Annotated in this window: 16 protein-coding genes and 1 pseudogene; 12 read left to right on the forward strand and 5 right to left on the reverse strand. The window is 68.3% G+C overall.

Features of this window, described 5'->3' with window-relative positions; genetic code table 11:
- The first annotated feature begins 138 nt into the window (after positions 1–138).
- The 7 genes from VFV67_RS36620 to VFV67_RS36650 all read left to right on the forward strand — a co-directional run bounded on the left by VFV67_RS36620 (position 139) and on the right by VFV67_RS36650 (position 9,982).
- Positions 139–891 carry a hypothetical protein gene (locus VFV67_RS36620; RefSeq protein ID WP_326475322.1) on the forward strand — a complete coding sequence of 251 codons (753 nt, stop codon included), beginning with the start codon at positions 139–141 and terminating at the stop codon, positions 889–891.
- 138 nt (positions 892–1,029) lie between these two features.
- Positions 1,030–2,247 (forward strand): DNRLRE domain-containing protein, encoded by a 1,218-nt coding sequence (locus tag VFV67_RS36625; protein ID WP_326475323.1) that lies wholly within the window; start codon positions 1,030–1,032, stop codon positions 2,245–2,247.
- Position 2,248: 1 nt separating this feature from the next.
- Positions 2,249–2,623 (forward strand): VCBS repeat-containing protein, encoded by a 375-nt coding sequence (locus VFV67_RS36630; protein WP_326475324.1) that lies wholly within the window; start codon positions 2,249–2,251, stop codon positions 2,621–2,623.
- Positions 2,521–3,276, forward strand: a complete 756-nt coding sequence (locus VFV67_RS36635) for a VCBS repeat-containing protein (protein ID WP_326475325.1) — start codon at positions 2,521–2,523, stop codon at positions 3,274–3,276. Before VFV67_RS36630 ends, VFV67_RS36635 begins: the two co-directional genes overlap by 103 nt.
- A 174-nt stretch (positions 3,277–3,450) precedes the next feature.
- On the forward strand, positions 3,451–4,122 hold the full coding sequence (locus VFV67_RS36640; protein WP_326475326.1) for a hypothetical protein: 672 nt from the start codon (positions 3,451–3,453) through the stop codon (positions 4,120–4,122).
- A gap of 251 nt (positions 4,123–4,373) precedes the next feature.
- Entirely contained in the window at positions 4,374–8,426 is a 4,053-nt protein-coding gene (locus tag VFV67_RS36645; protein WP_326475327.1) for a SpvB/TcaC N-terminal domain-containing protein, read from the forward strand.
- Complete coding sequence (locus VFV67_RS36650) at positions 8,405–9,982, forward strand: polymorphic toxin-type HINT domain-containing protein (protein ID WP_326475328.1); 1,578 nt, start codon at positions 8,405–8,407, stop codon at positions 9,980–9,982. The genes VFV67_RS36645 and VFV67_RS36650 overlap by 22 nt, the downstream gene beginning before the upstream one ends.
- Here the strand turns inward: VFV67_RS36650 and VFV67_RS36655 are convergent.
- Positions 9,979–11,204 (reverse strand): annotated as a pseudogene (locus VFV67_RS36655) (IS3 family transposase). The gene VFV67_RS36650 and the pseudogene VFV67_RS36655 sit on opposite strands and share 4 nt — an antisense overlap.
- Before the next feature lie 366 nt (positions 11,205–11,570).
- Here VFV67_RS36655 and VFV67_RS36660 point away from each other — a divergent pair.
- Complete coding sequence (locus tag VFV67_RS36660) at positions 11,571–12,515, forward strand: trypsin-like serine peptidase (protein ID WP_326475329.1); 945 nt, start codon at positions 11,571–11,573, stop codon at positions 12,513–12,515.
- A gap of 163 nt (positions 12,516–12,678) precedes the next feature.
- A complete protein-coding gene (locus tag VFV67_RS36665) occupies positions 12,679–13,923 on the forward strand; it encodes a S8/S53 family peptidase (RefSeq protein WP_326475330.1) in 1,245 nt (414 codons plus the stop codon).
- A gap of 4 nt (positions 13,924–13,927) precedes the next feature.
- Here VFV67_RS36665 and VFV67_RS36670 read toward each other — a convergent pair whose 3' ends face one another.
- The 3 genes from VFV67_RS36670 to VFV67_RS36680 are packed head-to-tail and all read right to left on the reverse strand — an operon-like array spanning position 13,928 to position 17,710.
- A complete protein-coding gene (locus VFV67_RS36670; RefSeq protein WP_326475331.1) occupies positions 13,928–16,579 on the reverse strand; it encodes a CHAT domain-containing protein in 2,652 nt (883 codons plus the stop codon).
- A 49-nt stretch (positions 16,580–16,628) separates the two neighbouring features.
- Positions 16,629–17,111, reverse strand: coding sequence for a hypothetical protein (locus VFV67_RS36675; RefSeq protein WP_326475332.1), 483 nt, complete (start codon positions 17,109–17,111; stop codon positions 16,629–16,631).
- Positions 17,108–17,710 carry a sigma-70 family RNA polymerase sigma factor gene (locus tag VFV67_RS36680; protein WP_326475333.1) on the reverse strand — a complete coding sequence of 201 codons (603 nt, stop codon included), beginning with the start codon at positions 17,708–17,710 and terminating at the stop codon, positions 17,108–17,110. Before VFV67_RS36680 ends, VFV67_RS36675 begins: the two co-directional genes overlap by 4 nt.
- A 224-nt stretch (positions 17,711–17,934) precedes the next feature.
- On the opposite strand from VFV67_RS36680, the gene VFV67_RS36685 reads away from it, so the two are divergent.
- Together VFV67_RS36685 and VFV67_RS36690 are read left to right on the forward strand one after the other, a co-directional pair.
- Positions 17,935–18,267 carry a hypothetical protein gene (locus VFV67_RS36685; protein WP_326475334.1) on the forward strand — a complete coding sequence of 111 codons (333 nt, stop codon included), beginning with the start codon at positions 17,935–17,937 and terminating at the stop codon, positions 18,265–18,267.
- A gap of 644 nt (positions 18,268–18,911) precedes the next feature.
- A complete protein-coding gene (locus VFV67_RS36690; RefSeq protein WP_326475335.1) occupies positions 18,912–19,451 on the forward strand; it encodes a hypothetical protein in 540 nt (179 codons plus the stop codon).
- Positions 19,452–20,156: 705 nt separating this feature from the next.
- Here the strand turns inward: VFV67_RS36690 and VFV67_RS36695 are convergent.
- Positions 20,157–22,064: a toll/interleukin-1 receptor domain-containing protein gene (locus tag VFV67_RS36695; RefSeq protein WP_326475336.1), complete on the reverse strand. Its 1,908-nt coding sequence runs from the start codon at positions 22,062–22,064 to the stop codon at positions 20,157–20,159.
- Between the two features lie 442 nt (positions 22,065–22,506).
- Here VFV67_RS36695 and VFV67_RS36700 point away from each other — a divergent pair, with 442 nt between their 5' ends.
- Complete coding sequence (locus VFV67_RS36700) at positions 22,507–23,481, forward strand: DUF4037 domain-containing protein (protein ID WP_326475337.1); 975 nt, start codon at positions 22,507–22,509, stop codon at positions 23,479–23,481.
- The last annotated feature ends 123 nt before the right edge of the window (positions 23,482–23,604 follow it).

Here is a 23,604-nt window from a genome sequence, read left to right on the forward strand (position 1 = left end):
CCGGAGCGCGGCCTGCGGCCTCCGGCCGGCGGGTGATCGGCGTTTGAGTCCGGCCATGCTCCGGCCGCTGTGATAGGACGGTGTCTGGGTTCACTCGTTTGGTGGTGTTGGGCGGTTTGGGGTCAGTGCAGTCTTTGCGTGTCTGATCGGGACGCGGTGTGGGAACGCGCGTTGATCTGCTGGGGGTCCGTCATGAGATGCCACTGGATACTGCCAGCGTGCGCTCTGCTGTTGGTCGGTTCGGTCGTGGTAGTGCCGGTGCTTTTGGTCCGGCCGGCGGTTGCCGAGCCTGTTCGGGTGGTAGGGGAGGCGCCGGATGAGGTGGCGGCGGTGGCCGCGGCGCGGGTGTCGGGTAGGCGGGTCGAGGTGGTGTCGGCGCGGACGGAGACGGCGCAGGTGTTTGCGAATCCGTCCGGGACGATGACGTTGGAGCAGCACACTTTGCCGGTTCGGGTCCGTCGGGGTGGTGTCTGGGTTCCGGTCGACAGCACGCTGCGGGTCCGGGGCGGTTGGGTGGAGCCGGTGGCGGCGACGGTGGATTTCCGCTTCTCGAATGGTGGGGACGGGCCGTTGGTGGTGTTGTCCAAGGGAGAGCGGCGGTTGATGTTGGGGTGGCCGGGTCGGTTGCCGGTGCCGGCGGTGTCCGGCGATCGGGTGACCTATTCGGAGGTGTTGCCGGGGGTCGATCTGCAGGGGGTGGCTGATCCGTCGGGGCCGCGGTTGTTGGTTGTGGTGAAGACTCGGGAAGCGGCGCGGCATCCGGCGGTGCGGCGGATCGGCTATCGGTGGAGCGGGGAGGGGTTGGCGGTTCGGCGGGACGGGTCGGGTGCGGTGTCGGTGGTGGACGCCGCTGGGGAGCCGGTTTTCCGGGTCGGGGCGCCGATCATGTAGGACTCGGCCGATCATGCGCCCGCGGTTGCGGAGGTGGGGGAGGAGCGGCCGCGCCGGCAGTCGGCGGTGGGGGTGGAACTTGACGGCGCTGAGTTGGCGCTGCTCCCGGACGCGACGCTGCTGGAGGATCCGGACGCGGTGTATCCGGTGGTGGTGGATCCGTGGCTGACCGCGCTGCGGATGGGGTGGACCCACATCGACTCGGGTTTCCCGGAGGAGAGGTATTTCGACGATCAGAACCGGCCCGACGTCCCGGTCGGTGCGTACGTGCACACCAACGGCAATATCCATCTGAGCATTTCCTATTTCAACTTCGGCACGTTGGATCTGCGCGGCATGGAGATCATCGCGGCCACGTTCAAGGCGGTTCAGATTCACAACGCGCCGTTCGCCTGTGTTTCGACACCGGTCCAGTTGGTGATGACCGGCTGGGTCAGCCAGTCGACCTCTTGGCGCAATCCACCGCCGTTTGAACGTGCGGTGGCTGCGACGTCGGCTGCGTTCAAGGAAGGTCACGCCGGTTGTCCGGCGAACTGGGTGGAGTTCGACGCGAAGTCTGCGGTGGAGATCGTGGCGGCCGAACGCCGGGAGGGTGTGACGCTGGCGATGCAGGCGCCGAACTGGGACACGGTCAACCGTAAGCGGTTCGGCAAGACTGCCACGCTGGTGGTGGAGTACAACTCGCCGCCGAGCGCGCCGAGTGGGCTGACCGCCGATATCAACTTGCCGTGTGCGTCCGGGACCGATCTGCCGGCCACCAACACGTCGCCCACCCTGTTCGCGACCGGGTTCGACGCGGACGGCGCGAGCGTCGAGATGCGGTTCGAGTGGGGGGTTGCGGGCAGCGGGCAGATCATCGGCTCCTACGTGCATCCGTTCGCGCCGTCCGGCCGGCGGTTCTCCGCGGTCGTTCCGACGAGTGATCTTCGGGACGGCGTGACGTACTCGTGGCACGCTGTGGCCGGGGATGGTCGGGTATGGGGTGCGTCCAGCGGTTGGTGCGGCTTCGTCTTTGACACGACCAGGCCGACCGCCGTGCCCACGGTCACGTCGACCTCGTTCCCGGAGAACGACATCGGCGCCCGGGTGGGGGTGCGCGGCGAGTTCACGTTCAGCTCGACCGATCCGGACGTGTACGGATACCGCTATGGGTTCACCGAGAGCACCACCTCGTTTGTGGCCGCCGCCAGCCGGTCCGGACCGGCTGGCGGTGGTGCCGGTGGTTCCCTGGCTGACCGGAGGGCAGTCGCTGTTGGTCTACAGCGTGGACAAGGCCGGCAACCGCAGCCTGCAACCGCGGACGTACCGGTTCATCGCGGCGCGGAGCACCGACCCGGTGCCGCGGGTGCGGGGTGACGTGAACGGTGACGGCTTGGCCGATCTGGTTGGTGTGCAGCAGGTGGACGCCGACGAGACCGCCTATCTGACGTGGATGTCGAACGGTGCGGGCCTGTACGCACCGGTCCGGACCTGGGACAGCGGCCCGAACACCGCGTTCACCGCCGATCGGATCCAGCCGGTGACCGGCGACTTCAACGGCGACGGCCGGTCGGATGTGGCGGTGTTGCGCGACGAGGGGAACAACGGGATCACCGTATGGCTGTTCGGGGCAACGGGGTTGGTCACGATGTGCCGGCCGCGCCCGCGTGGAGCAGCGGCGCGAACAACTGGCGGCTGGCGTCCGGGCGCCCGCATGCCGGTGACGTCAACGGGGACGGCCGGACCGATCTGATCGCCTTCCATCACTACGCGAACTTCGAGACCGGCATCTTCGTCTTTTACGGCACCGCCACCGGGATCGCGGCGCCGGTGTTCGTATGGGATTCCGGGGTCAACAATTGGGACGGTGGCCGCAGCCGGGAGATGTCCGGGGATTTCAACGGGGACGGCCGAAGCGATATCGCGGCGTTCTACGACTACGGCTCCGGACAGACCAGGATCTGGATGTTCTACGGCACTGCAAGCGGCATCGCCGCACCGGTGATCGTGTGGGAATCGGGTCCGGGCAACTGGTGGTGGGGCAGCGCCACCCCGGCCGCCGGGGATGTCAACGGCGACGGCAGGGCCGACATCGCCGCATTCTATGACTACGGCGGCGGACACGCCCGGCTGTTCCTCTTCGCCGGCACGGCGAGCGGGGTCAGCGGCGGTCCGCACGTGTGGGACAGCGGCGCCGGGAACTGGTGGACCTCGGATACCGAAGTGCTCGCGCGGGATCTGACCGGGGACGGCCGGGCTGACATCGCGGCCTTCTACACCTATGGGGACGGCGCCACCAGGTTGTTCATCTTCGACGGTCACGTCACGGCCGGGGTAAGTCCGCCGGCGATTCGCTGGGAGAACGCGAATCCGGGTTGGGACGGAACCCGAACGAACTTCTACTGAGGACGGGGGCCGATCGTGAACTGCGGACGCGGGAAGTTCGGCAGGCGCGCGCATGGGCTGGTAGTGGTCGGGGTTATCACGCTCGTGGCGGGCCTGCTTCCGCCGTGGTCTCCCGCCGTGGCGCAGCGGCAGGAGAACGGGCCAACGGCCGTGCAACGCGAACCGTCGGTGCCGGTGCAACCGGTCGCTGTGCGGCTGCGCGACACCGATCCGGCTCCGGATCGGTCGTTGACCGCCGCACCACCCGTCAAGTGGCCCGAGCCGACCGTGACCGAGGTGACGCTGAGCGCGGCGCCGGCGGGCACGGACGTCGGTGCCCGGGCGGGCGGGCAGCCGGTATGGCTTGCTGCCCTGCCCGAAACCGCCGCCCCCGCCCGGATGAAGGCGGAGCTGCTGGATCGGGCCAGCACCGCGGGCGCCGGCGTGGAGGGCGTGCTGATCCGCCTGGCCCGGACCGACGGTGCTAAAGGCACGGTGCCGCTGCGGCTGACTGTCGGCTATGCCGAGTTCCGGCATGCCTTCGGCGGCGACTGGGCGGCGCGGTTGCGGCTGGTGTCGGTGCCGGAGTGCGCACTGACCAAACCGCAGGCGCCGGCCTGTCGGCAAACTCCGGTTTCCGGGCAGCGCAATGATGTGCTGGGTGGCCGGGTCAGCGCAGAGCTGAGCACCGAAGGTGGATTGTTCGCCGTGACGGCCGGACCGTCCGGATCGACCGGGAACTACACGGCGACCAGTTTGTCTCCGGCGGCGACCTGGAGTGCGGGCGGCTCCTCCGGTGACTTCACCTGGTCGTATCCGATCCGGACGCCACCGGCGATCGCGGGCAGGGCCCCCGGGTCGCGCTGAGCTACTCCTCCGGTTCGATCGATGGGAAGACGGCGTCGACCAACAACCAGCCGTCCTGGGTCGGTGAGGGGTTCTCACTGGCGGCCGGCGGTTCCATCGAGCGGCGCTACAAGGCGTGTTCGGACGACCTGGGCGGCAACAACGGGCAACGCCAAACCGGCGACCTGTGCTGGGGAACCGACAACGCCTTCGTCACGCTCGGCTCGACCGCGACCGAACTGATCCGCAACGACGGCAACAGTGTCTGGCGATTGAAGGACGACGACGGATCCCGGGTGGACCGGCTCACCGGCACCGACAACACCGACAACAACCACGAGTACTGGCGCATCACCAGCACCGACGGTACGCAGTACTTCTTCGGACTGCGCGGCGCGTCCCGCTCCACATGGACGGTGCCCGTGTTCGGCAACCACCCCGGTGAGGACTGCTACCGGGCAGGGGACTTCGCCGGGTCGTGGTGCGAACAGGCCTACCGGTGGAACCTGGACCATGTCGTGGACCCCAACGGGAACACCACCACATTCCACTACCAGACCGAGTCCAACCTCTACGGCCGCAACCTCAGTCAGGCAGCCCATTCCTACCACCGCGGCGGCTGGCTCGAACACGTCGACTATGGCACCCACACGGGTGTGCCGGGTGGCGTTGCGCCGGCGCAGGTGTGGTTCACCGCCGCGGACCGCTGTGTCACACCGGGACCGACGTGCGTGCCGTCCCAGCCGGGCAACTGGGTGGACGTGCCGTGGGACCAGCAGTGCACGAGCGGCACCTGCGCGGGCAAGACCTCACCGACGTTCTTCACCCAAAAGCGGCTGGCCGCGATCACCACGAAGGTCTGGACCGGCTCCGGCTACCGCGACGTCGAGTCGTGGACCCTGGGGCATCGCTACCTCAACCCAGGCGACAGCTCCAGCGCCGCGCTGTGGCTGGAATCCATCGGCCACACCGGCCAGATCGGCTCCGCGACACCGGGTCCCGAGGTGAACTTCAACGAAGTCCCGATGAGCAACCGGGTCGACATCGACGGCGATACCCTGCCGCCCCTGGTGCGCTACCGCATCTCCTCCATCGACAACGGCACCGGGGCGGACGTGGCCGTGCAGTACAGCCAGCGCGAGTGCAGCCGTAAGTCTGGCGTCGTACCCGTGGCCGAGTCGAACACCATGCGCTGCCAGCCGACCTACTGGACGCCTCCCGCCGGGACCCAACCCATCCTGGACTGGTTCCACAAATACGTGGTCACCAGCGTCACCGAAACCGACAACACCGGCGGCGGACGGCCCGTGCTGACCAGCTACGAGTACCTGTCGGCACCGGCCTGGCACTACGACGACGAGGACGGCCTGGTTCCACCGGAACGCAAGACCTGGTCACAGTGGCGCGGCTACGGGAAAGTTGGAGTGATCACGGGGGACGGCGTCGCCGGCAACGGCGAGCCAGCCCCGCGGGGCCGGACCGTGACCACCTACCTGCGCGGCATGGACGAGGACAAGCAGCCCACCGGGCGCCGCAACGTGTGGGTGGACAACACTGATGCCGGCAGCATCGAGGATCACGAGCTGTTCCAGGGAACGGCCTACGAGACGATCACCTATCGTGCCGTCGGGGACGACACCGTGATCTCGGCGACCGTCACCAACCCCTGGAAGTCGGCGGCCACGGCGACCAACACCCGACCCTGGGGCGCGGAGTCGGCATTCCTGATCGACACCGAGTCGGTGCGCGAACGGGTCGCGCTCGAGGCGGGCGGCTGGCGACGCTCGGAGGTGGTCAACACCTTCGACCAGCGCACCGGGTTGCAGCTCGCCTCGTCGGATCTCGGGGACACCGGCACCGCGGCCGACGACCGGTGCACCCGCACCACCTACCTGAGCAACACCGAAGCGTGGCTGCTGGCCTACCCGTCCCGGATCGAGACCGTCGGCGTGGCCTGCACCGCGTCCGCGAGCTACCCGCAGGACCTACTTGCTGACGTCCGGACCGCCTACGACGGCGCGGAGCCCGGGGTGGCGCCGGTCCGGGGCAATATCACCCGCACCGAGCAGGCCACCTCCTGGTCCGGTGGTGAACCCGGCTACGTCACCGTGTCCCGCGCCGGCCACGACCGCTACGGCCGGGTGACCGAGGCCTGGGACGCCGCCGGAGAGCGCTCCACCACCGCGTACACCCCAAACCAAGGCGGCCCCGTCACCCGGACCGTGACCACCAACCCGTTGGGCCACACCACAACCACCGACCTGGAACCCGCCTGGGCGCTGCCCGTCCGAGTCACCGACGCCAACCAGCGCAGCACCGACCTGGCCTACGACGGGCTCGGCCGGCTGCTCAAGGTGTGGCTGCCCGGCCGGGACAAGGCGAGCCAAACCCCCAACAGCGAATACACCTACCGGGTGGGCCGCACCGCAGCCAACCTCGTGACCGCCAAGACGCTGCTGCCCGACGGGCTGTCCTACAAGTACGCCTACGCCTTCTACGACGGCCTGCTGCGCTCCCGGCAGACGCAGGTGGCCTCGCCCGGGATCCACGGCGGCCGGATCCTCACCGAATCGTTCTACGACTCCCGGAACCTGACCTGGAAGTCCTCGGGCCCGTACTTCAACGGCGCGCCACCGGACGTCAACCTGGTGACCCCGGTCAACGACAACGACGTGAGCAGCCAGACGGTCACGACGTTCGACGGCACCGGACGGCCCACCGAGGCCACCTTCCGCGAACTGGGCCAATCCAAGTGGACGACCAGTACCCGCTACGGCGGGGACCGGGTACACCTCAACCCACCGGCCGGCGCCCCGGCCACCACCACGATCACCGATGCCCGTGGCCAGACCACCGAGCTGCGCCAGTACACCGGCGCCGCACCCGGCAGCAGCTACCAGGCCACCCGCTACACCTACACCGACCGCGGCGAGTTGGCCTCGCTGCGCGACCCGGCCAACAACGAGTGGACCTTCAGCTACGACCTGCGCGGGCAAAAGACCGTCACCACCGACCCGGACAAGGGCGCGACGACCCTGCGCTACGACGACGCCGGGCGGCTCGCCTCGAGCACTGACGCCCGCAACCTCACCCTGGCCTTCGCCTACGACAAACTCGGCCGTAAAACCGCCGTGCACGAGGACTCGCTGACCGGGACCAAACGTTCCGAATGGACGTTCGACCAACCCGGCGGGCTCGGTCTGCCGGCCGCCTCCACCCGCTACCACAACGGGCACGCCTACCGTTTCGCGGTCGACGGGTACGACGTCGGCGGCCGGCCGACCGGTTCCACCGTCACCGTCCCACCGGTGGAAGGAGCCCTGGCCGGCAGCTACCACACCGCCAACGCCTACCTCCCGGACGGCAGCCCGGACTGGGTGAGTCTGCCCGCGGTGGGCGGACTCCCGGCCGAGAAGCTCACCACCGGTTACACCGCCCTGGGCCTGCCCAACACCCTGACCACCGACGCCCCCACCCCGTTCGCCAGGTTGTCGGTGAGCGCGACCCGCTACACCGACCTCGCCGAGCTCAGCCAGATCGAACTGGTCAGCTCGAACAGCCCCAACGCGCTGTGGCAGACCTTCGCCTACGAACGGGGCACCCGCCGGCTGTCCCAGTTCTTCCTCGAACGCGAGCAGACCGGCGCCCAACAGGCCCTGCTGAACTTCAGCTACGACCCCGCCGGCAACCTCACCCGGCTGGCCGACACCCCCGCCGCCACCGGCCTGGCCCGCGACCACCAGTGCTTCCGCTACGACCACCTGCGCCGGCTGACCGAAGCATGGACCCCCACCACCGACAACTGCACCCCCAACCCGACCACCGCCACCCTCGGCGGCCCCGCACCCTACTGGCACTCCTACGGCCACGACCCGGTCGGCAACCGCGCCACCGAGACCCACCACACCACCGGCGGCGACACCACCCGCACCTACACCTACCCTGCCCCCGCAACCCCACAACCACATACCCTGCGCACCGTCACCACCACCCGTCCCGGCGCGCTGACCAGCACCGACACCTTCTCCTACAACCAAACCGGCGACACCACCAGCCGCGCCGTCGCCGACCGGCCGACCCGCACCCTCACCTGGGACCGCGAAGGCCACCTGGCCACCGACACCCCCGCCGGCGGGGCACCCACCAGCTACCTCTACACCCCCGACGGGCAGCCCTGCTCCGCAAAGACCCCACCGGCACCACCCTGTTCCTCGGCGACACCGAACTGCGCTGCCCCACCGGCTGCCCGGCCGACTCGGCAACCGGCACCCGCTACTACACCCACGCCGGCACCAACATCGCCGTGCGCACCTCCACCGCCCTGACCTGGCTAGCCAGCGACCACCACGGCACCGCCCAGTTCGCCGTCAGCACCACCGACCTGGCCGTGACCCGCCGCCGCACCCTGCCCTACGGCAACCCCCGCGGCACCCCGCCGCCGGCCTGGCCGGGCGATCGAGGGTTCCTCGGCGGCACCCAGGACCCCACCGGCACCACCCACCTCGGCGCCCGCGAATACGACCCCGCCACCGGCCGCTTCCTCTCCGTCGACCCCCTGCTCGACCTGGCCAGCCCGCAGTCCTGGACCGGCTACAGCTACGCCAACAACAACCCCACCACCTTCTCCGATCCCGCCGGCCTGTTCTGCGACGCCTGCGAATACACCGGCGACGGCGGCGGCCATCACGGTGTGGGCTGCTCTGCCGATGCCTCCGGCCGCTGCCGCTCGGCGGCCCAGATCGCGGACAACTGGAACATCAAAACCGGCCGCAACACCGACACCCACAAGCAGCCCAAGGTGGCCGGGCGCCGCATCCCCACCTTCGACGAACTGAAGAAGCTGCGGCCAGCCGGCCACGGCTACACCGATAAGGACAGCTACGCCCAGGCCGTCACCGACTGGGCCAAGAGCGTCTGCGGCGCCCACGCCGTCGACCGCGAGTTCTGTCAGACCGCCGGCGACCACGGCCTGCTCGATATAAAGACCAGCCCAGGCGACCAATGGCTGTTCCCCGCACTGCTTCTCGGCGCAGCCGCCGGACTGGCCGTCCGCGCCTGTGTGGCCTCCACCCTGTGCGCCGGCATCGTCGATGGCGCCCTCAACGCCACCGCCCCCGAAGGCGCCGCCCTCGCCGGCGGCGGCCTAGCCGCCGCCACCACCGCCGCCACCGGCACCGCCGCCGCCACCCGCCTAATCGACCAAGCCATCGACCTCGCCCGCGCAGCCTGCAGCTTCACCGGCGACACCCACGTTCTCATGGCCGACCGCACCCCCAAACCCCTCAACCAGATCAAAATCGGTGACCAAGTCCTGGCCACCGACCCCGACACCGGTCAGACCGAGGCCCGCGACGTCACCGCGGTGCACGTCCACCCAGACATCGTCGTTGACCTCGAAACCACCGACGGCGCCACCATCACCACCACCGAAGACCACCCCTTCTACAACACCACCACCCACCAATGGCAACCCGCCAACCAACTCAACCCCGGCCACCAACTCCACACCCCCGACGACGACGTCACCATCACAGTCCGTAGGCTGGACAAACACACCGCACGCCACGCCACCGCCTACAACCTCACCATCGCCACCAGCCACACGTACTATGTGCTGGCTGGTAACACCCCGGTACTCGTCCACAACACGTGTCCGAGGTGGGTGTCACGTAGTGAGAAAGCTGGCGACCTTGCTGGAAAGTACAAGCCGGGACAGTCAACTCGGGATCCATCGTCCCAGTGGTACCACGAGGAACTCAGCAACGACGACCTGCTGAGGAGCATTAACGACGCCGCGCAGGGAGACGGCATTGTTATCTCACGCAACGGGACGATTCTTGGGGGCCATCACCGCTGGGATGAGCTCCAAGCACTGGATTAGTTGGTTTCCAGGCTTGCGGTGACCGGGTGGGTCATCGCGTGTAGCGCTTCGTACTCGGCGGGTGGGACGTGTCCGAGTTCGCCGTGCAGGCGCCGGTTGTTGTACCAGTCGATGTACTCGACGGTGGCGATTTCCAGGTCGTCGTGGCCGCGCCAGGGGCCGCGGTTGCGGACGAGTTCGGCCTTGTACAGCGAGTTGAATGCCTCGGCCATCGCGTTGTCGTAGCTGTCGCCTGTGGACCCGACCGAGGCGACCGCGCCGGCGTCGGCCAGGCGCTGGGTGTAGCGGATCGCGCGGTACTGGCAGCACCCCGCGGTCGCTGTGATGCACGAGCCCGGTCAGGTCGGCACGGGTGGCCCGGCGGCGCCAGATCGCCATCTGCAGCGCGTCCAGGGCCAGGTCGGTGTAGAGGCTGGTGGCGACCTGCCAGCCGACGATCAAGCGAGCGAACACGTCCAGGATGAACGCGGCGTAGACCCAGCCGGCGGCAGTGCGGACGTAGGTCAGATCCGCGACCCACAACTGGTTCGGGCCGGTGGCGGTGAAGTCGCGGTCGACCAGGTCAGCCGGCCGCCCGGTCTCGGCGGCCGGTTTGGTGGTGCGCGGGACTTGTCCCGCAGCAGCCCACGAAGCCCGGTCTCGCGCATGAGCCGTTCGACCGTGCACCGGGCCACGTCGATACCGTGGCGGTTCAGCTCGGCCCAGACCTTCCGCGCCCCGTAGACGCTGTAGCACCCGCTCGATCTCCTCCACCAGCACCCGGTCCCGGGCCGCACGAACCGACTCCGGGCGGGCCTTGGCGGCGTAGTAGTCGACGGTGCGATCTCCACAGACGTCTGCTTGAGCGCCTCCAGGACCGGCTGGACACCGTGTTCCTCCCGCTGGGAATCGACGAACTCGACCTTCATCGCGACGGACGGTCCAGCTCCGCTGCGAAGAAGGACGCCGCTGACTTCAGGATCTGATTCGCCCGCCGCAGCTCACGCACCTCCCGCTCCAACTCGGCGATCCTGACCGCGTCCGTCGACGTCGTCCCCGGCCGTAGCCCATCGTCGGTCTCGGCCTGCTTCACCCACACCCGCAACGCCTCCGGATGCACACCGAGCTGATCGGCGATCCGACGGATCGCCCCACCACTCGACACCGGATCCCGCCTCGCCTCAACCGCCAGACGCGTCGCCCGCTCACGCAACTCCTCCGGATACTTCCGCGGTGCCGCCATAACTCCGGATCCTCCGGGTGTTCAATGTCTCCATCAAACCCGGGGCGGGACAAACCTCCGCCCGAAGACCACCCTGCCAGCCGCTGCCCCGAAACCCCCACACCCCGGCCCGGACGACCATCAGGCTCCCGCAACAAGCACCGCGCCACCCCGCCACAACGTCGGCAATACCACCACCGCGACCAGCAACGACAACCGACCTACGGGTTAAACGACAAACTAACGACCCGACGTGCACGTCCATGGCCGGCACCGAGGTCGAGGCCGATCGGACACCTCTAGATCTCATCGCGAATCGTGTATCTCCCGGGCGTTGGTCGCCCCTGTGCTCATTGCAGTCGACACCGCACCTGTGGGGAGACACAGATGAGAAGCAGCAACGGAAGACGTCGAAGAACACTCGCACTGACACTCGTCGGTGCCACTGCCGCGGTCCTTAGCTCGCTGAGCACTGGTCCCGCGGCCGCGACGCCGGTAGTGCCGCAGCCAGACGGCCTCAGGATGGTCAACGGTGCGGGCAAAAGCGTTACATTGCCTGCAGCCGCAGCAAACATGCTGAGATTCGCGGCCGGCCATTCCGGTAGTGCGGGAAAGGGGGACGCCGCGAAGGCGAAGCCGGACGCGGCTGTGCCGAACACCGTCATCCCTCCCGATGGGCGGGTGCAGGAGGCCGTGCCGGCCAGCTATCCATGGGGCGCCATCGCGCACCTGGCAACCAACAAGGGCGACTGCACCGGATTCATGCTCAGCCGAGACGTCCTGGTCACTGCGGGGCATTGCGTGCACTGGAACGGCAGTTGGGTTACCTCCTACACCGTCACCCCAGGTCGGACCGGTGGCAGCGCTCCGTTTGGCAGCTGTAGTGGCGGCATCAATGATGTCTGGACGACCTGGAACTGGATTAATGGCTACCCGACCGACCACGACTACGGGCTGGTCAAGCTGACCTGCGACATCGGTTATTCCACCGGATGGTTCGGCTGGTGGTACCACACCGGCGAGAACTTGGCGAACCAGTACTTCTATGTTGAGGGCTACCCGGTTGACAAGCCGGAGGGGACGATGTGGTGGGACGGCGACTACACCTATTCGCAGACCCCCAACAAGCTCTGGTACTGGATCGACACCCATAACGGGCAGAGCGGATCGCCGGTCTACCACTACAACTCCGTGACCCCCGGGCTGTGCGGCGGCTGGTGCGTGACCGGGATCCATACCAATGGTGTCGCCGGCACGAACCCGGCGAACAGCGGCACCCGGTTCCGGCCGGACGTTATGTCGTTCATCAACTACTGGATCTCGCAACCATGAATGGTGCGGCCGGGCCGGGACCACCCCGCGCCCGGTCGCTGCAGAAATATCAGACCGGAAAAAACCGGAGGATTGATTGATGTCCTTGTTGAGAAAGCTGTGGAAGATAGTCTGTGCTCTGCTCGCCAGATGGGGTCTGTGGTATTGTCGCCGACGTGACTTGATGTCGCCGGTGATCGGTGTCGACGGCGCATGGGTGCGACCGGGTGAGGTTCTCGTCGACACCGCCTTCGAAGACAGAATAGCCGACCGGCTACGTGAGTTGGGTGGCAGGCCCTACGTGCCGTCCGGCGACGAGGGCGACTGGCGGCAGCATCCATTGGCGCCCGAATACGGGGATGTCAATGCTCGGCTGGACGAGGCTGAACTCGGATGCCGCCTGTGGGTGGGATTCTCTACTCGGCGTGCGGTCGATTTGGTGCGGAAGCGCAAGCTGCCCGGTGTGCACTTCAACAGCGTGTTTTTCGGCGAGAGCATCCTTGGCTACTACCAGGGTGGGCCGAAAGGGTTCGCGATGCCGATTCCTGGGCCGCCACAGCCTCCTACGCCGTACACGGGGGGTAGTACAGTCAATGTGGGGGTGTTCGACACCGGTATGCCTGACCAATGGAAAACCCACTACCCGGCCCTGGCGAACACAGTCGACGTGGGATCGACCACGCCGCCAGATCTAGACCCGGTGGGCAGCAACATGGTTGTCGCGTTGCACGGGTGCCACGGTCTGTTCATCTGTGGCCTGATCGCTCGCCAGCACCGGGAACTGGGCATCGAATCACGCCGGGTGATACACCTCACCGGAGAAGTCGACGACGTGAAGGCGGGCTTGGCGATCGTCGCGTCGAACGCGGCGGTCCTCAATCTCTCATTCGGTGGCTACCTCCCGGGAAACTCGATCTCGATCGCCCTTGGGAACGCGGTGAACCACGCGGTGCAGAACGATCAGGTCCTGGTCGCCGCCGCCGGAAACGACGGTAGCCACAGAAAGGAGTCGGCGGACCACAACCGCCCGTTCTGGCCCGCGGCGCACTCGGCTGTGATCGCGGTCGGCGCGTTCGACTCGACCAACAACGACCTCGCGCCCTTCACCAACCGGGCAGATGTCTACGCACCAGGCGTGGGTCTGTTCAGCATGCATGCGAAGGAGCCGCAGGGTTGGCACAACCCGCCGGGGGGGCAGAATCCGCCCGGCGTCTACCAAGGCTGGGCCAAATGGAGTGGCACCTCGTTCGCGACGCCGGTGGTGGCCGCCGAGATCGCCTACGAGACCGCCGGTAGCACCGGCAGTCGCCGGCTGGCGGCCCAGAAATGGCTCATGAAGCAGCATGAGATCCCGAACTGGCCAGGCAAGCTCGGTACGGCAATGAAGGGCAGGCAGATGGATCCCGCTCCAGTGCTCACCCAATGGTGACTTCCTACGCGCCGAAGCAGACGAAGCTCGCGGCCGCGGCGAATACACCGTCGTCGCCGGGATCGACCGTGGCGCGAGCGGTGCACAGCGCCTCTGCGCAGGAAGTTCCGCGGCGGAGATAGTCGTGCAGTGACATCATCAGGGGTTGAGTGTCTACATCAGACACGGGGCTGATCGTGGCGATCACCGTGCGAGCACCGAGGGTCAGCAACGCGGAGACGAGGCCGATAACCTCGTCTCCCGCGCGGATTGCCGTGATCCCCGACTGGCAAGCCGGCAGTATCACGGTCCTCGGCGCCCGGGAGAGGTGTTCGAGGTCGTACACCGTCAGCGGGCCGTCGACCAGTTCGAGCGCGGACAACAGAGGATTGTCGGTGCGCAAGTGGCCGTGCGCGGCGATATGGGCCAGATTCGTGCCGTCGAGTGCCGCGAGCACCGCCGGGACCGTGGCATCGGCGGCGAGAAAGGTCCGAGCTGTGGGCAACCGTGCGGCGAGCGCGGCCACCTCGGCCTGCGCGGCCGGCAGACCCGGCCCGGCGGCGAGCAAGGTGTCCCCGCCGTCGTTCGCCGGCGACCGCACGGCACGCAGCCACGCCGCCGCCGACGGCGAGACCCTGACCGGCACGTCACACAGGCTGGGGAGCAGGCCCCACGGCACCGCGTGCAACCCGGCCGTTGGGACCATGACCAGCGGGCGTCCGGCGATCTCGCCGCGAATCGGTCCGAGCAGGAGATCGTCGAGCTCACGGCCGGCGGACGCCGCGGCGGCGCGGACCACCGCGCGCCCGCGCCGCGTGCCGAACGCCAGGGCCAGCGTGCGCAGCGCGGCGGTCGCGGTGTCGAGTGCGGCCGCTATCGCCGTGGGGGAGCCGACTTCGTGTGCCCGGCAACGCCCGCGCCGCAACGTCACCGCACGCAGGGTGCCGTCGTGCCGGACGAACTCGACGAGCACGACGTCGCCGAGCGCGTCAGCGAGAGCTGATGGCGTCGGCGGTGGGCTTCCGGGGCGGTGCAACGGGCTGTGCGCGACCCGGCTCGCCCGCACGACGCGTTCCTCGGCCGCGCGGCGCCCCGCCACCCGCCGGGAGCCGGTGTCGCCCGCGAGCCGCGCCCGAGTGTCCTCCGCAGTGAGCCTGCGCAGCTCGGCGAGGGCATCAGCGAGGTCGGGGTCTTGGGGTGGCTTCACCGGCCGCAGCCGCATCGTGCGTGCCCGGGCGCGCTCCGCCCAGACGAGGATGCTACGGGCGTCGCGGGCCGCGTGTGCGAGTCCGAGGCCCAGTGTCGCGAGCTCCGTGCCGAACGCCGAGACGTGCACCCGCATTTCGGTGGCTCCCAGCACCGCCTGACGACGTTCGACCAGTGCCAGGCCTGCCCGAAGCGCGGACAGCGCGCCCCGCCGGTCACCTCGGGCGAGGCGAAGCAGCGCCTGGGCGTGCCAGCCGCGTACCCGGATCTCGAGGGTGCCGCTCAACCGCGTGGGGCCGGCCCGCGCCAGCACCCGCTCGGCCGTAGCGAGATCACCGAGACGCGCCGCGACCCTGGCGGCGATGAGGGTGGCATCCAGCTCGGCGACCCGCCACCCGCTGGCTGCCAGCTTGGCCGCACACACCAGAGCGGCCCGAACCAGCGCCCGCGATCCGGTCCCGTTCGCCTCCGCCGCACGGAGCGCGACCAAGCGGGCGAGCGCCGCCCAGCCGGGCCGTCCCTGCCGGGTAAACGCGAGTTGGGCGACTCGTGCCTCCTGCTCCGCGGCATCGGCGTGACCAAGCGCGGCGGACGCCTCGGCGAGCCACAGCTGCGCCTCGGCGAGGTCGACCCGCTGTCCGGTGGCACGCAGTTCGGCGACCGCACGTTCCGCAGTATGTCGCGCGTCGTCGAACAGGCCGACGGACAGCAGTACCTGGCAACGCTCGAGCAGCCGCTGGCTCGGCCGGTTCCGCAGCTCGGGCACAAGGTCGGCCCGGTCGTAACTGGCGAGCGCGGACGGAGCATCGCCGTTCAGGGCCGCGACATAGCCCAGGTTGCACTCGGACTCGGCCACATGCACATCCCGCTCCAGCGTGCGCCACAACGTGATCGCCCGGCGGAAGTCCGCGTCCGCGGCGGCCAGCGCCCCGCCGTATGCGTGCAGCAGCCCGCGATTATTGTGCAACCTGGCCTGCCAGAGCAGGTCACCGGCGCGGCGCAGTGCGGGCAGGGCCTCTGCATAGCCAGCGAGCGCGTCGTCGAGCCGCCCGGTTCGCTGCAGTATCAAGGCTCGCTGGCACGCCAGCCGCACCGCGGGCAGACCGGACAGTTCCCCAGCCGCGCGGTCCGCCTCGGTCAGCGCTGACCGCGATCTGCCGCGATCCAACAGAATGAACGCGAGGCTCATCCGGGCTTCGGCACCGATCTGCGTGAAACCGGACCGTGCCGCGACCCGGATGCCCATCCGCATCCGCGCCTCGGCCGAGACAAGGTCGCCGAGCTCGCGGTGGGCAAGGCCGGCGGCCCGGTGCGCAGTCGACATGGCCGCCACATCACGCTCGACACGTGCCGCTATCGCAACCGCGTCGGCCTCGGCCAGTGCCAGTCGAGGGTCACGCCCAACCAGGTCGAGCGCAGCCGCAGCTCGCTCAACCGCCGGGCTTCCCGCCGCTGAAGCGATTGTGGCCACCGGGAAAGACTGCCAGATAAGGACGCAAGACCGCACCCTCGTTCACGTATCAGAGCAGCAGCAGCGAGGTCACCACCATTAGACCGTGCGGCTCGACCCGCACGACGAACTGTGTTACGCCGGAAGGCACACGCTCGAAGACGAACCGACCGCTCGGCTCCGCGAACACCCGGCGGGATGGGCCGTCATGTCCGGTGGACCGCAAGTCCACCCGACGCGGGCCAGGTGGTGCCAGCCATCCCTCGATCCGAGAATGGCCTTCACCCACCGCCGAGATGGTGGCCATGATCGTGAGACTGTCGGCCTCGAAAGTCACCGCTCGCGTATTGGCACTCACCCGGGCGCCGGCCGCGGTGACGTCCTCCTGAAGTCGTGCGACCTCGAATTCCATGGCTTCTAGGCCAATCGCGAAGAGCGCCCGGTCATCGAGGTCCGGCGGAGGTGGGTCGACGATGTCGCTGACATCGCGTACCTGCTGGAGAATGGCTTCATCGAGTTCGTCGAGCGGCAGGTCGGCGGGGTCGCTGCTCATGCCGCGCACCATTCGGGGTCGGCGAGCAGCATTGCCCGCAGCTTGGCGAGGCAGCGGCCACGGGTCGGACCGATGCTGCCGTGCGGCATGCCCAACGCCTCGACGATCGCGGCGTAGTCCGGGCGCTCCGCGTATGCGACAAGCGCCAGCAACGTTCGGCACCGTTCGGATAGCCTGGCGAAATGGCGCCACAGCGTGCGATCACGCTCGTGCGTGAGCAGCCGGTCGTCCGGTGCGGGGGCATCGTCCGGGGCGTCGTCCAAGGCTTCGTGGCCAGGGTTGGCACTCTTACGCCGTCGTGCATTGACCCGCCACGCCTCGCGCTTCGTCGCGCGCACCAGCCAGCTAGTGAGCGCGAGTGGTGAGTGGATGACCGCCAGCTGTCGCACCAATTCCAACCACGTCGTCTGCACCGCGTCGGCGGCATCGTCGTCGCTAAGTCCCTGCGACCGCGCGACGCGCCACAGCAACGGGTTCAACTCCCGTACCACGCTGTCCAGCGCGCTGAGGTCACCTTCCTTGGCGCGGGTGAGACAAGCGGCGAGCCGCTCGATCCGCTGCAAACGCAGGTCGGCACCGGAGGGATGTTCGGCATTCACTGCAACGCCTCCCAATCATCACGGAGACGGTGTCTCCGCCCAACCAACCAGGCTAGATGTTGGCACCGTCAAAGGGGACACCCCCCGGCTGCCGGATACACACTCCGCGTTCGCGTGATTCCCCGCCGTACACGAGGTGGACAACGTGTATCTCCCACCCCGGCGCCCACCCTTCCATCCAAACGCGGCCACACATCCGAGGCAGCCACCGGATTGGAAGAAACATGAAGCACCTGGTCGGAAAGACGTTCTGGGGAAAGGCCGCTGGTGTGGTGGGCATGGCGGCGGCCGCGTCCGGCGGCGTCGCCGCCGCGGTCGTCACCGGGGTGCACGAGACGGTACAGAGCAGCGGACGGGGGTTCAAAACCGCGTTCAACGACAGGCTCGCTCGTCTTGATCTCGCCACGGCCGCGACCGAGGCCGCGGAATTCGGCGACGTGTACATCGCACCGGCCGCCGAGAAAGCCAAGCCGATCGTGAAGAAGGCCGCTGCGACCGTGGCTACGGCGACGCTGACCGTCGTCACCCAGGGACTCTTCGGCGCCGGTAATTCGTGACCACCAGGGGTACCACCGTAAGGAGGGTCAGCGAAAACGTCGAGCTGCTTCGCATTACAGGGCACACCGAACCGCCGCGACAGGTGATTTCAGGCGTTGCCGAGGAGCCACGACACCCGGCCAACCTCCGTGCCCTCGTAGAGGCGGCGATCGGGTATGCGCCGTGCCGGCGGGCATCGGGGAGGGAAGTGCACCGACAGGGCGAGGCGGATCCGGCGCGGGCCGGTAGAAGGCCGTCAATCACCAGGGTCCGGCCGGACACCCTGGCGGGGACCAGCCACAGCCGGCGCTTCTCGTCGAACCTGGCGTTGCGGGTGTGTTCACCCAAGAGCTCGCGCCACTCCTCGGGAACTTCAAGAAAGACCCGGGATCCGGCCGGCAGCCGGCCGACCAACTCTCCAAGGCCATGCGGCGGGCGTGGTCGGAGGGCACCGGGCATCACGAACGGCAGGGCCTCCGGGGACGGATCGCTGACTATGATGTTGAAAGTTGCGCCACGTCAGGTGTGTTGTTCTCGCGGATGAACAACCGGAAGTTGTCGAAGTCGAGGAAACTGACCGGATCCGGAATTGGTTTCGCGTCCGTTGCCGACCAGTCCGACGAAGCAGTAGTGCCCCGGTGCCGGCTTCTCCGCGGCGGGCCAGGTGATCGCATCGGACACGGTGCACCCCACCGGTCGGCACGGTCGGCAACAGCGCCGGGCCGATGTCATGCCAGAGGTCCGGGGTGACCAGAGTGGCCACTTCGGACCAGAACACCCGGGCCTCGACATCGGTCGCGGCTGTACCGCCCTGGTTGAGCACCCGGACGTAGAGAAAGTTGTCGTGACCGGTTTCGGCGGTGTGGCCGAGGGTGTTGCTGTTCACGGTGCCGCCGCTGACGCCGAAGGCGGCCTGCGGATCCGCGACCGGCGCCGGAAGCAGGATGATGTCTGGGCTCGCCGAGATCGCCCCGGCGTGCGGTTCACCGCTGTCGCCGACGAAGTTGCGGAGGTAGACGTCCGGGGTCAGGCCGAGCACGTCGCCGTCGATGATCGCCCGCAGGTCCGGCATCACCCCGACCCGTGCGGCCGACCGAGCCGCATAGAGGAGTCCTCCACGATCCGGAGGGAAGCTCAGCCGTTCGTGCCGAACCTGGCGGCGAACGAGATCGCCGAATGCCACGGCAAGATCGATGAGTGCTGAACCGGCTCGAAGCCACCATCCGGCGGGCCGAACCCGTGCTCGGCGAACTGGCCGGCGTCCTAACCGCGAGTTCAAGGTGGCTCGTCGAGCCCCGATCGAGGCCGAGATCGGTTCTCCCGGCCCACCCCTCGGCGGTCCCGGGCTGGGCGGGGTCGGGATTCCCAAGGCGCCGAACCAGGTCGGCGGCCTGGACCGCACCTCCGGTGCGAACACCCTGATGTGCCCCGAGCATTCCGGTGGAGCACGGTGCAGCACTGTCGCTCGGCTCGACCAGACCCGCCGACTACCGCGCACCGGCTGGTGTCCCGAGGTCGGGCGCGTTCGGCCCGTCCGATCAATGATCAGTCACGCCAAACCGATCCGGCGCCTGCGTCCCCGCGTGGGACGGCAGCGGCCGGCAGCGGCCCGTCACGCCTTCCGGGCACCGGACCTGGCACTGGCGGAACCAGATCCCTGGTGTCCGCACCCACGGGGCCCGGCCCCTCGGTGATCGAATCGCTCCGTTGGCCCGCGGGATCCGGGCCGGGCCGTCGGGCGGCGCTCGCCAGCCCGGCCGAACCACGATCGTTTGGTCAACGAGCCGGCCCCGGGGGCGGGCGGCGACGCACCGGCCGGCCAGCCCGGTCGAGGCGGCCCGCTCGACGGGTCCGCGGCCGGCCGGCGCGCGTTCGGTGGCTGGACCGGGACCCTCACTCCGCTGGTCACCTAGCGAGGGAGTTCGACGGCGGCTGCGGGGTTGATGGTGTCGCAGGTGGGGTTGTTCTCGGCTCGGCTCAGGTAGTGGCATTTGAAGGTCTGGTTGTCCGGCGTTCGCACGTCGATGCGGGTTAGAAGCGAGCCGTGGTTGGGATCGAATTTCTGCTCGATCATCGGGCCTGCCGGTTGGCTCGGGCTGGTCTGCTGGACCAGATGGGTGAGGGGGAGGTCAATGACGATCGTGGACGACGTGGCGCCTGCCAGGAATTTCTGCGGATCGAAGGTGAGAAGTCGGCGCCAGCTTCCGTTGAAGCGGACGAAGCCTCGGCCGATCAGGAGCAAGTTGAACTCTGTTCCGGTCATCTGGATCGTTCCGTGTGTGCGGCGGGAGCCGTCGAAAGCGGGATCACCGGCGTACATCTGGCTTGTCATGACAAAATTCCAGTCATCGCCGTCACTCCAATGGTTCCCGGGGTAGAAGTCCAGGTAGATTCCGATCTCTTTGACCAGAACGGAATTCAACCCGTTGTTACGAATCGAAATTCTGATGCGGTCCGTCTCCGGCGTGAACGCGTGCCCCACGTCCAGGATCTGCAGCGGGGGGCCCGGCTGCGGCGAACCCTGGTGTGCCCCATCCCCTGCCGATGCTGTCGACGAGTGAGTCCCTTGAGGTGCCGATGTTGGACCAGCCGAGGTTGTGGGTGACCCGGGCTGAGGCCGGTCCGGGAGTGTGCCCGACCCCGACGATGTGTCCTCCAGCGACCGGTCAGTGGTTGACCGGTCTCCGTGGCCTGTTCGCGTGGGCTCTTCGGCCGTGGTGCTCAGCGCGGGAGCCCGGCCGGCGGGAAGGGTAACGAGGACGCCGACAAGGAGCGGGACAGCCGCAAGGCACACGACCTGCCACATCACGCTGAACCGTTGCTGCCCGTAGCGCCGGACCGCCGCCAGCACCCCGAGGCTGGTGGCCAGGATCGCCGCTGTGGTAAGCCAGGACAGCCCGGTGAGCAGCCAGACGGCGAGAACGGCCACCCCGAAGCCGGCCGCGGGCAGCACGACCAAGTCGGTCAGGCGCGGTGAGGGAATTCTCAGCCTCCAGGTCCAGTCGCTGACCGGCTTCCGGCGCTGCTCATTCGCACTCGTGGAGCCGTCGGGGGTAATCGGTGCGGCCTCTGCTCCGTTCGGCAGCGCGGGAACGCGACCGCGCGCGGGACGAGCATGGCGTGGTTGACCGGTCAGCACCCGCAGCAGGTGCTCAGCGCCGGGCTCGTCGATCGACCGGAGCACGAAGTGGCTGCCGGAGTATGGCTGGACGAACGTCGGCAGTTCGTCGAGCGAGCCGCCCGGCAGAACGACCGGCAGCACCCTGCCCAGCCAGGTCCGGCGGTCCCGGTAGAGCAACTCGCGCAACGCAGCCGTCTCAGCTTGTACACCGCGGTGCACGCCACTGGAGCCGTTACCCTCACCGAACTCCCGGTACCTGGGTGACGCCACCACGATCACGAAGTCTGCCGCCTGGATCTCCTGCAACACCCAGGCGTACCAGTCCCGGCGGCCGCCGTCGTGCCATAGATCAAATACTACGGTCACTCCTCGGGTTTCGAGGAAGCCGGCCAACGCCGCCACGGCTGACCTGTGCGCGTCACTATCGTGCGCGTAACTCAAGAAAATCCGTGGCCCGACTGGCGCAATCTCAGTCACGCCGGGAGTGTGCCCGACCCCGAACCGGCACGGCGGCCGACCATGCGCAGTGTCCATCCCTTGTCCACTATCGGCACATTGCAAGTGGCCGGCGTGCCCCAGTGCTTCGGCCCGAAGACCCTGGCGTTGAGTCCGATACCCTGGGCCGACGCACTGGCTGCGGCCTGACCGCCCGACCCAGCACCTGAAACCGCACGCACTCCGGCCGCCATCTGGCATGCAATCGCGCCGATGGCGGCCGGTTGTGCCGTTGTGGGAGCGGTCATGCCCGATCCTCTCGACCCCCCGTCGCCCGCTGGTTGTGCTGTCCGGGCAGGCATGCGGTGCTTGGCGAGTGCCAGTGCGCCGCTGGTCCGAGCGGTGATACGGGGGCCGGGGTTGGTTGGGGCTGATGTGCACGCCGGCGGAGTGCCGCGCCCGTTGTCCGGGGTGTGGGCAATGGCTGTACGGGCCGAGGTGGCCGGGGACCAGCGGCGACGTTGGCGCGGTCGGCGCCGTGGACGCCGCGGATCCGGCGGCTGGGGTTGCCGGTGGCGTTGGTCAGCATGAAATTCGTGAGTTTGCTGCTGCGCGCGACTTCGGTCCCCGGTCCGGTCCTTGACCTCCAGCGCGGGCGATATCCGGTCGCGGCACTCAGGCCTGCGCGGCACCATGCGGTCCCGTGGATGACGCGGTTATCCCCGGGCTGGAACTGTCGCGCCGGTTCTACCAGGAGGCGGTACGGCCGCTGATCCACGCCCACTTCGGGGACCTGCCCCACACCGCCGCGCGGATCGGCACCGGCTCGGAAGTCCTCGGTTTCGACACCGCCCGGTCCGCCGACCACGAATGGGGGCCACGCCTGCAGCTGTTCCTGTCCCGCGACGACGCCGACCGGCATGGCCCGGATGTCGTGACGATGTTGAGCAACGAGCTGCCCAAGACGTTCTACGGCTACCCCACGAACTTCGCCTCCGCAGGAGACGAGCGCATCCGGCACATGGCGCTCACCGACGGGCCGGTCTTCCACCGCGTCGAGGTCACCAGCCTCGACGTGTGGTTCACCGACAATCTGGGATTCGATCCCCGCGACGTCATCACCACGCTGGACTGGCTGTCCACCCCTACCCAGACGCTGGCCGAGGTCACCGCCGGCGCGCTCTGGCACGACCACACCGGCGAACTCACCTCCGCTCGGTCCCTCCTCGCCTGGTACCCGGAGCAGATCTGGCGCTACATCCTGGCCTGCCAATGGCAGCGGATCTCCCAAGAGGAGGCGTTCGTCGGACGGTGCGGAGAAGTCGGCGACGAACTCGGCTCGGCCATCGTCGTCGCCCGGCTGGTCCGCGACCTCATGCGCCTGAGCCTGCTGATGCACCGCCGCTACCCGCCCTACAGCAAATGGCTCGGCAGCGCCTTCACCCAACTCCCTTTCGCCGCCAGCATTTCTCCGGCACTGACCGCGGCGGTCGCCGCCACCAGCTGGCACGAACGAGAAAAGCACCTCGCCACGGCGTACTCGGCCCTCGCCACGCTGCACAACCAACTCGAACTGACCGAGCCGCTCGATCCCAGTACTCGTCCCTACTACGGCAGGCCATTTCAGGTCCTGCATGCGGACCGGTTCAGCCAGGCGCTGCTAGTAGTACTTTGTTAGGTGTTGGCGTGTCGAGTTGATCGTCCATTGTGGATTCTGGTTGGCTGCTGGTTGTGACGCCGGATCAGATCGGGCAGGTGGGTCCTCGGCTGGCGGGGTTTGCCGAGCGGATGTTGGGTGGGC

Source organism: Actinophytocola sp. (genome assembly GCF_035762905.1).
GTDB lineage: Bacteria > Actinomycetota > Actinomycetes > Mycobacteriales > Pseudonocardiaceae > DASYTH01.

What these genes read in the sequence shown, in the direction of transcription:
- VFV67_RS36660 (WP_326475329.1), top strand. Translation starts at nt 11,571, where the DNA reads ATGAGAAGCAGCAACGGAAGACGTCGAAGAACACTCGCACTGACACTC.
- VFV67_RS36665 (WP_326475330.1), top strand. Translation starts at nt 12,679, where the DNA reads ATGTCGCCGGTGATCGGTGTCGACGGCGCATGGGTGCGACCGGGTGAG.
- VFV67_RS36675 (WP_326475332.1), bottom strand. Translation starts at nt 17,111, where the DNA reads ATGAGCAGCGACCCCGCCGACCTGCCGCTCGACGAACTCGATGAAGCC.
- VFV67_RS36685 (WP_326475334.1), top strand. Translation starts at nt 17,935, where the DNA reads ATGAAGCACCTGGTCGGAAAGACGTTCTGGGGAAAGGCCGCTGGTGTG.
- VFV67_RS36695 (WP_326475336.1), bottom strand. Translation starts at nt 22,064, where the DNA reads ATGCCAGATGGCGGCCGGAGTGCGTGCGGTTTCAGGTGCTGGGTCGGG.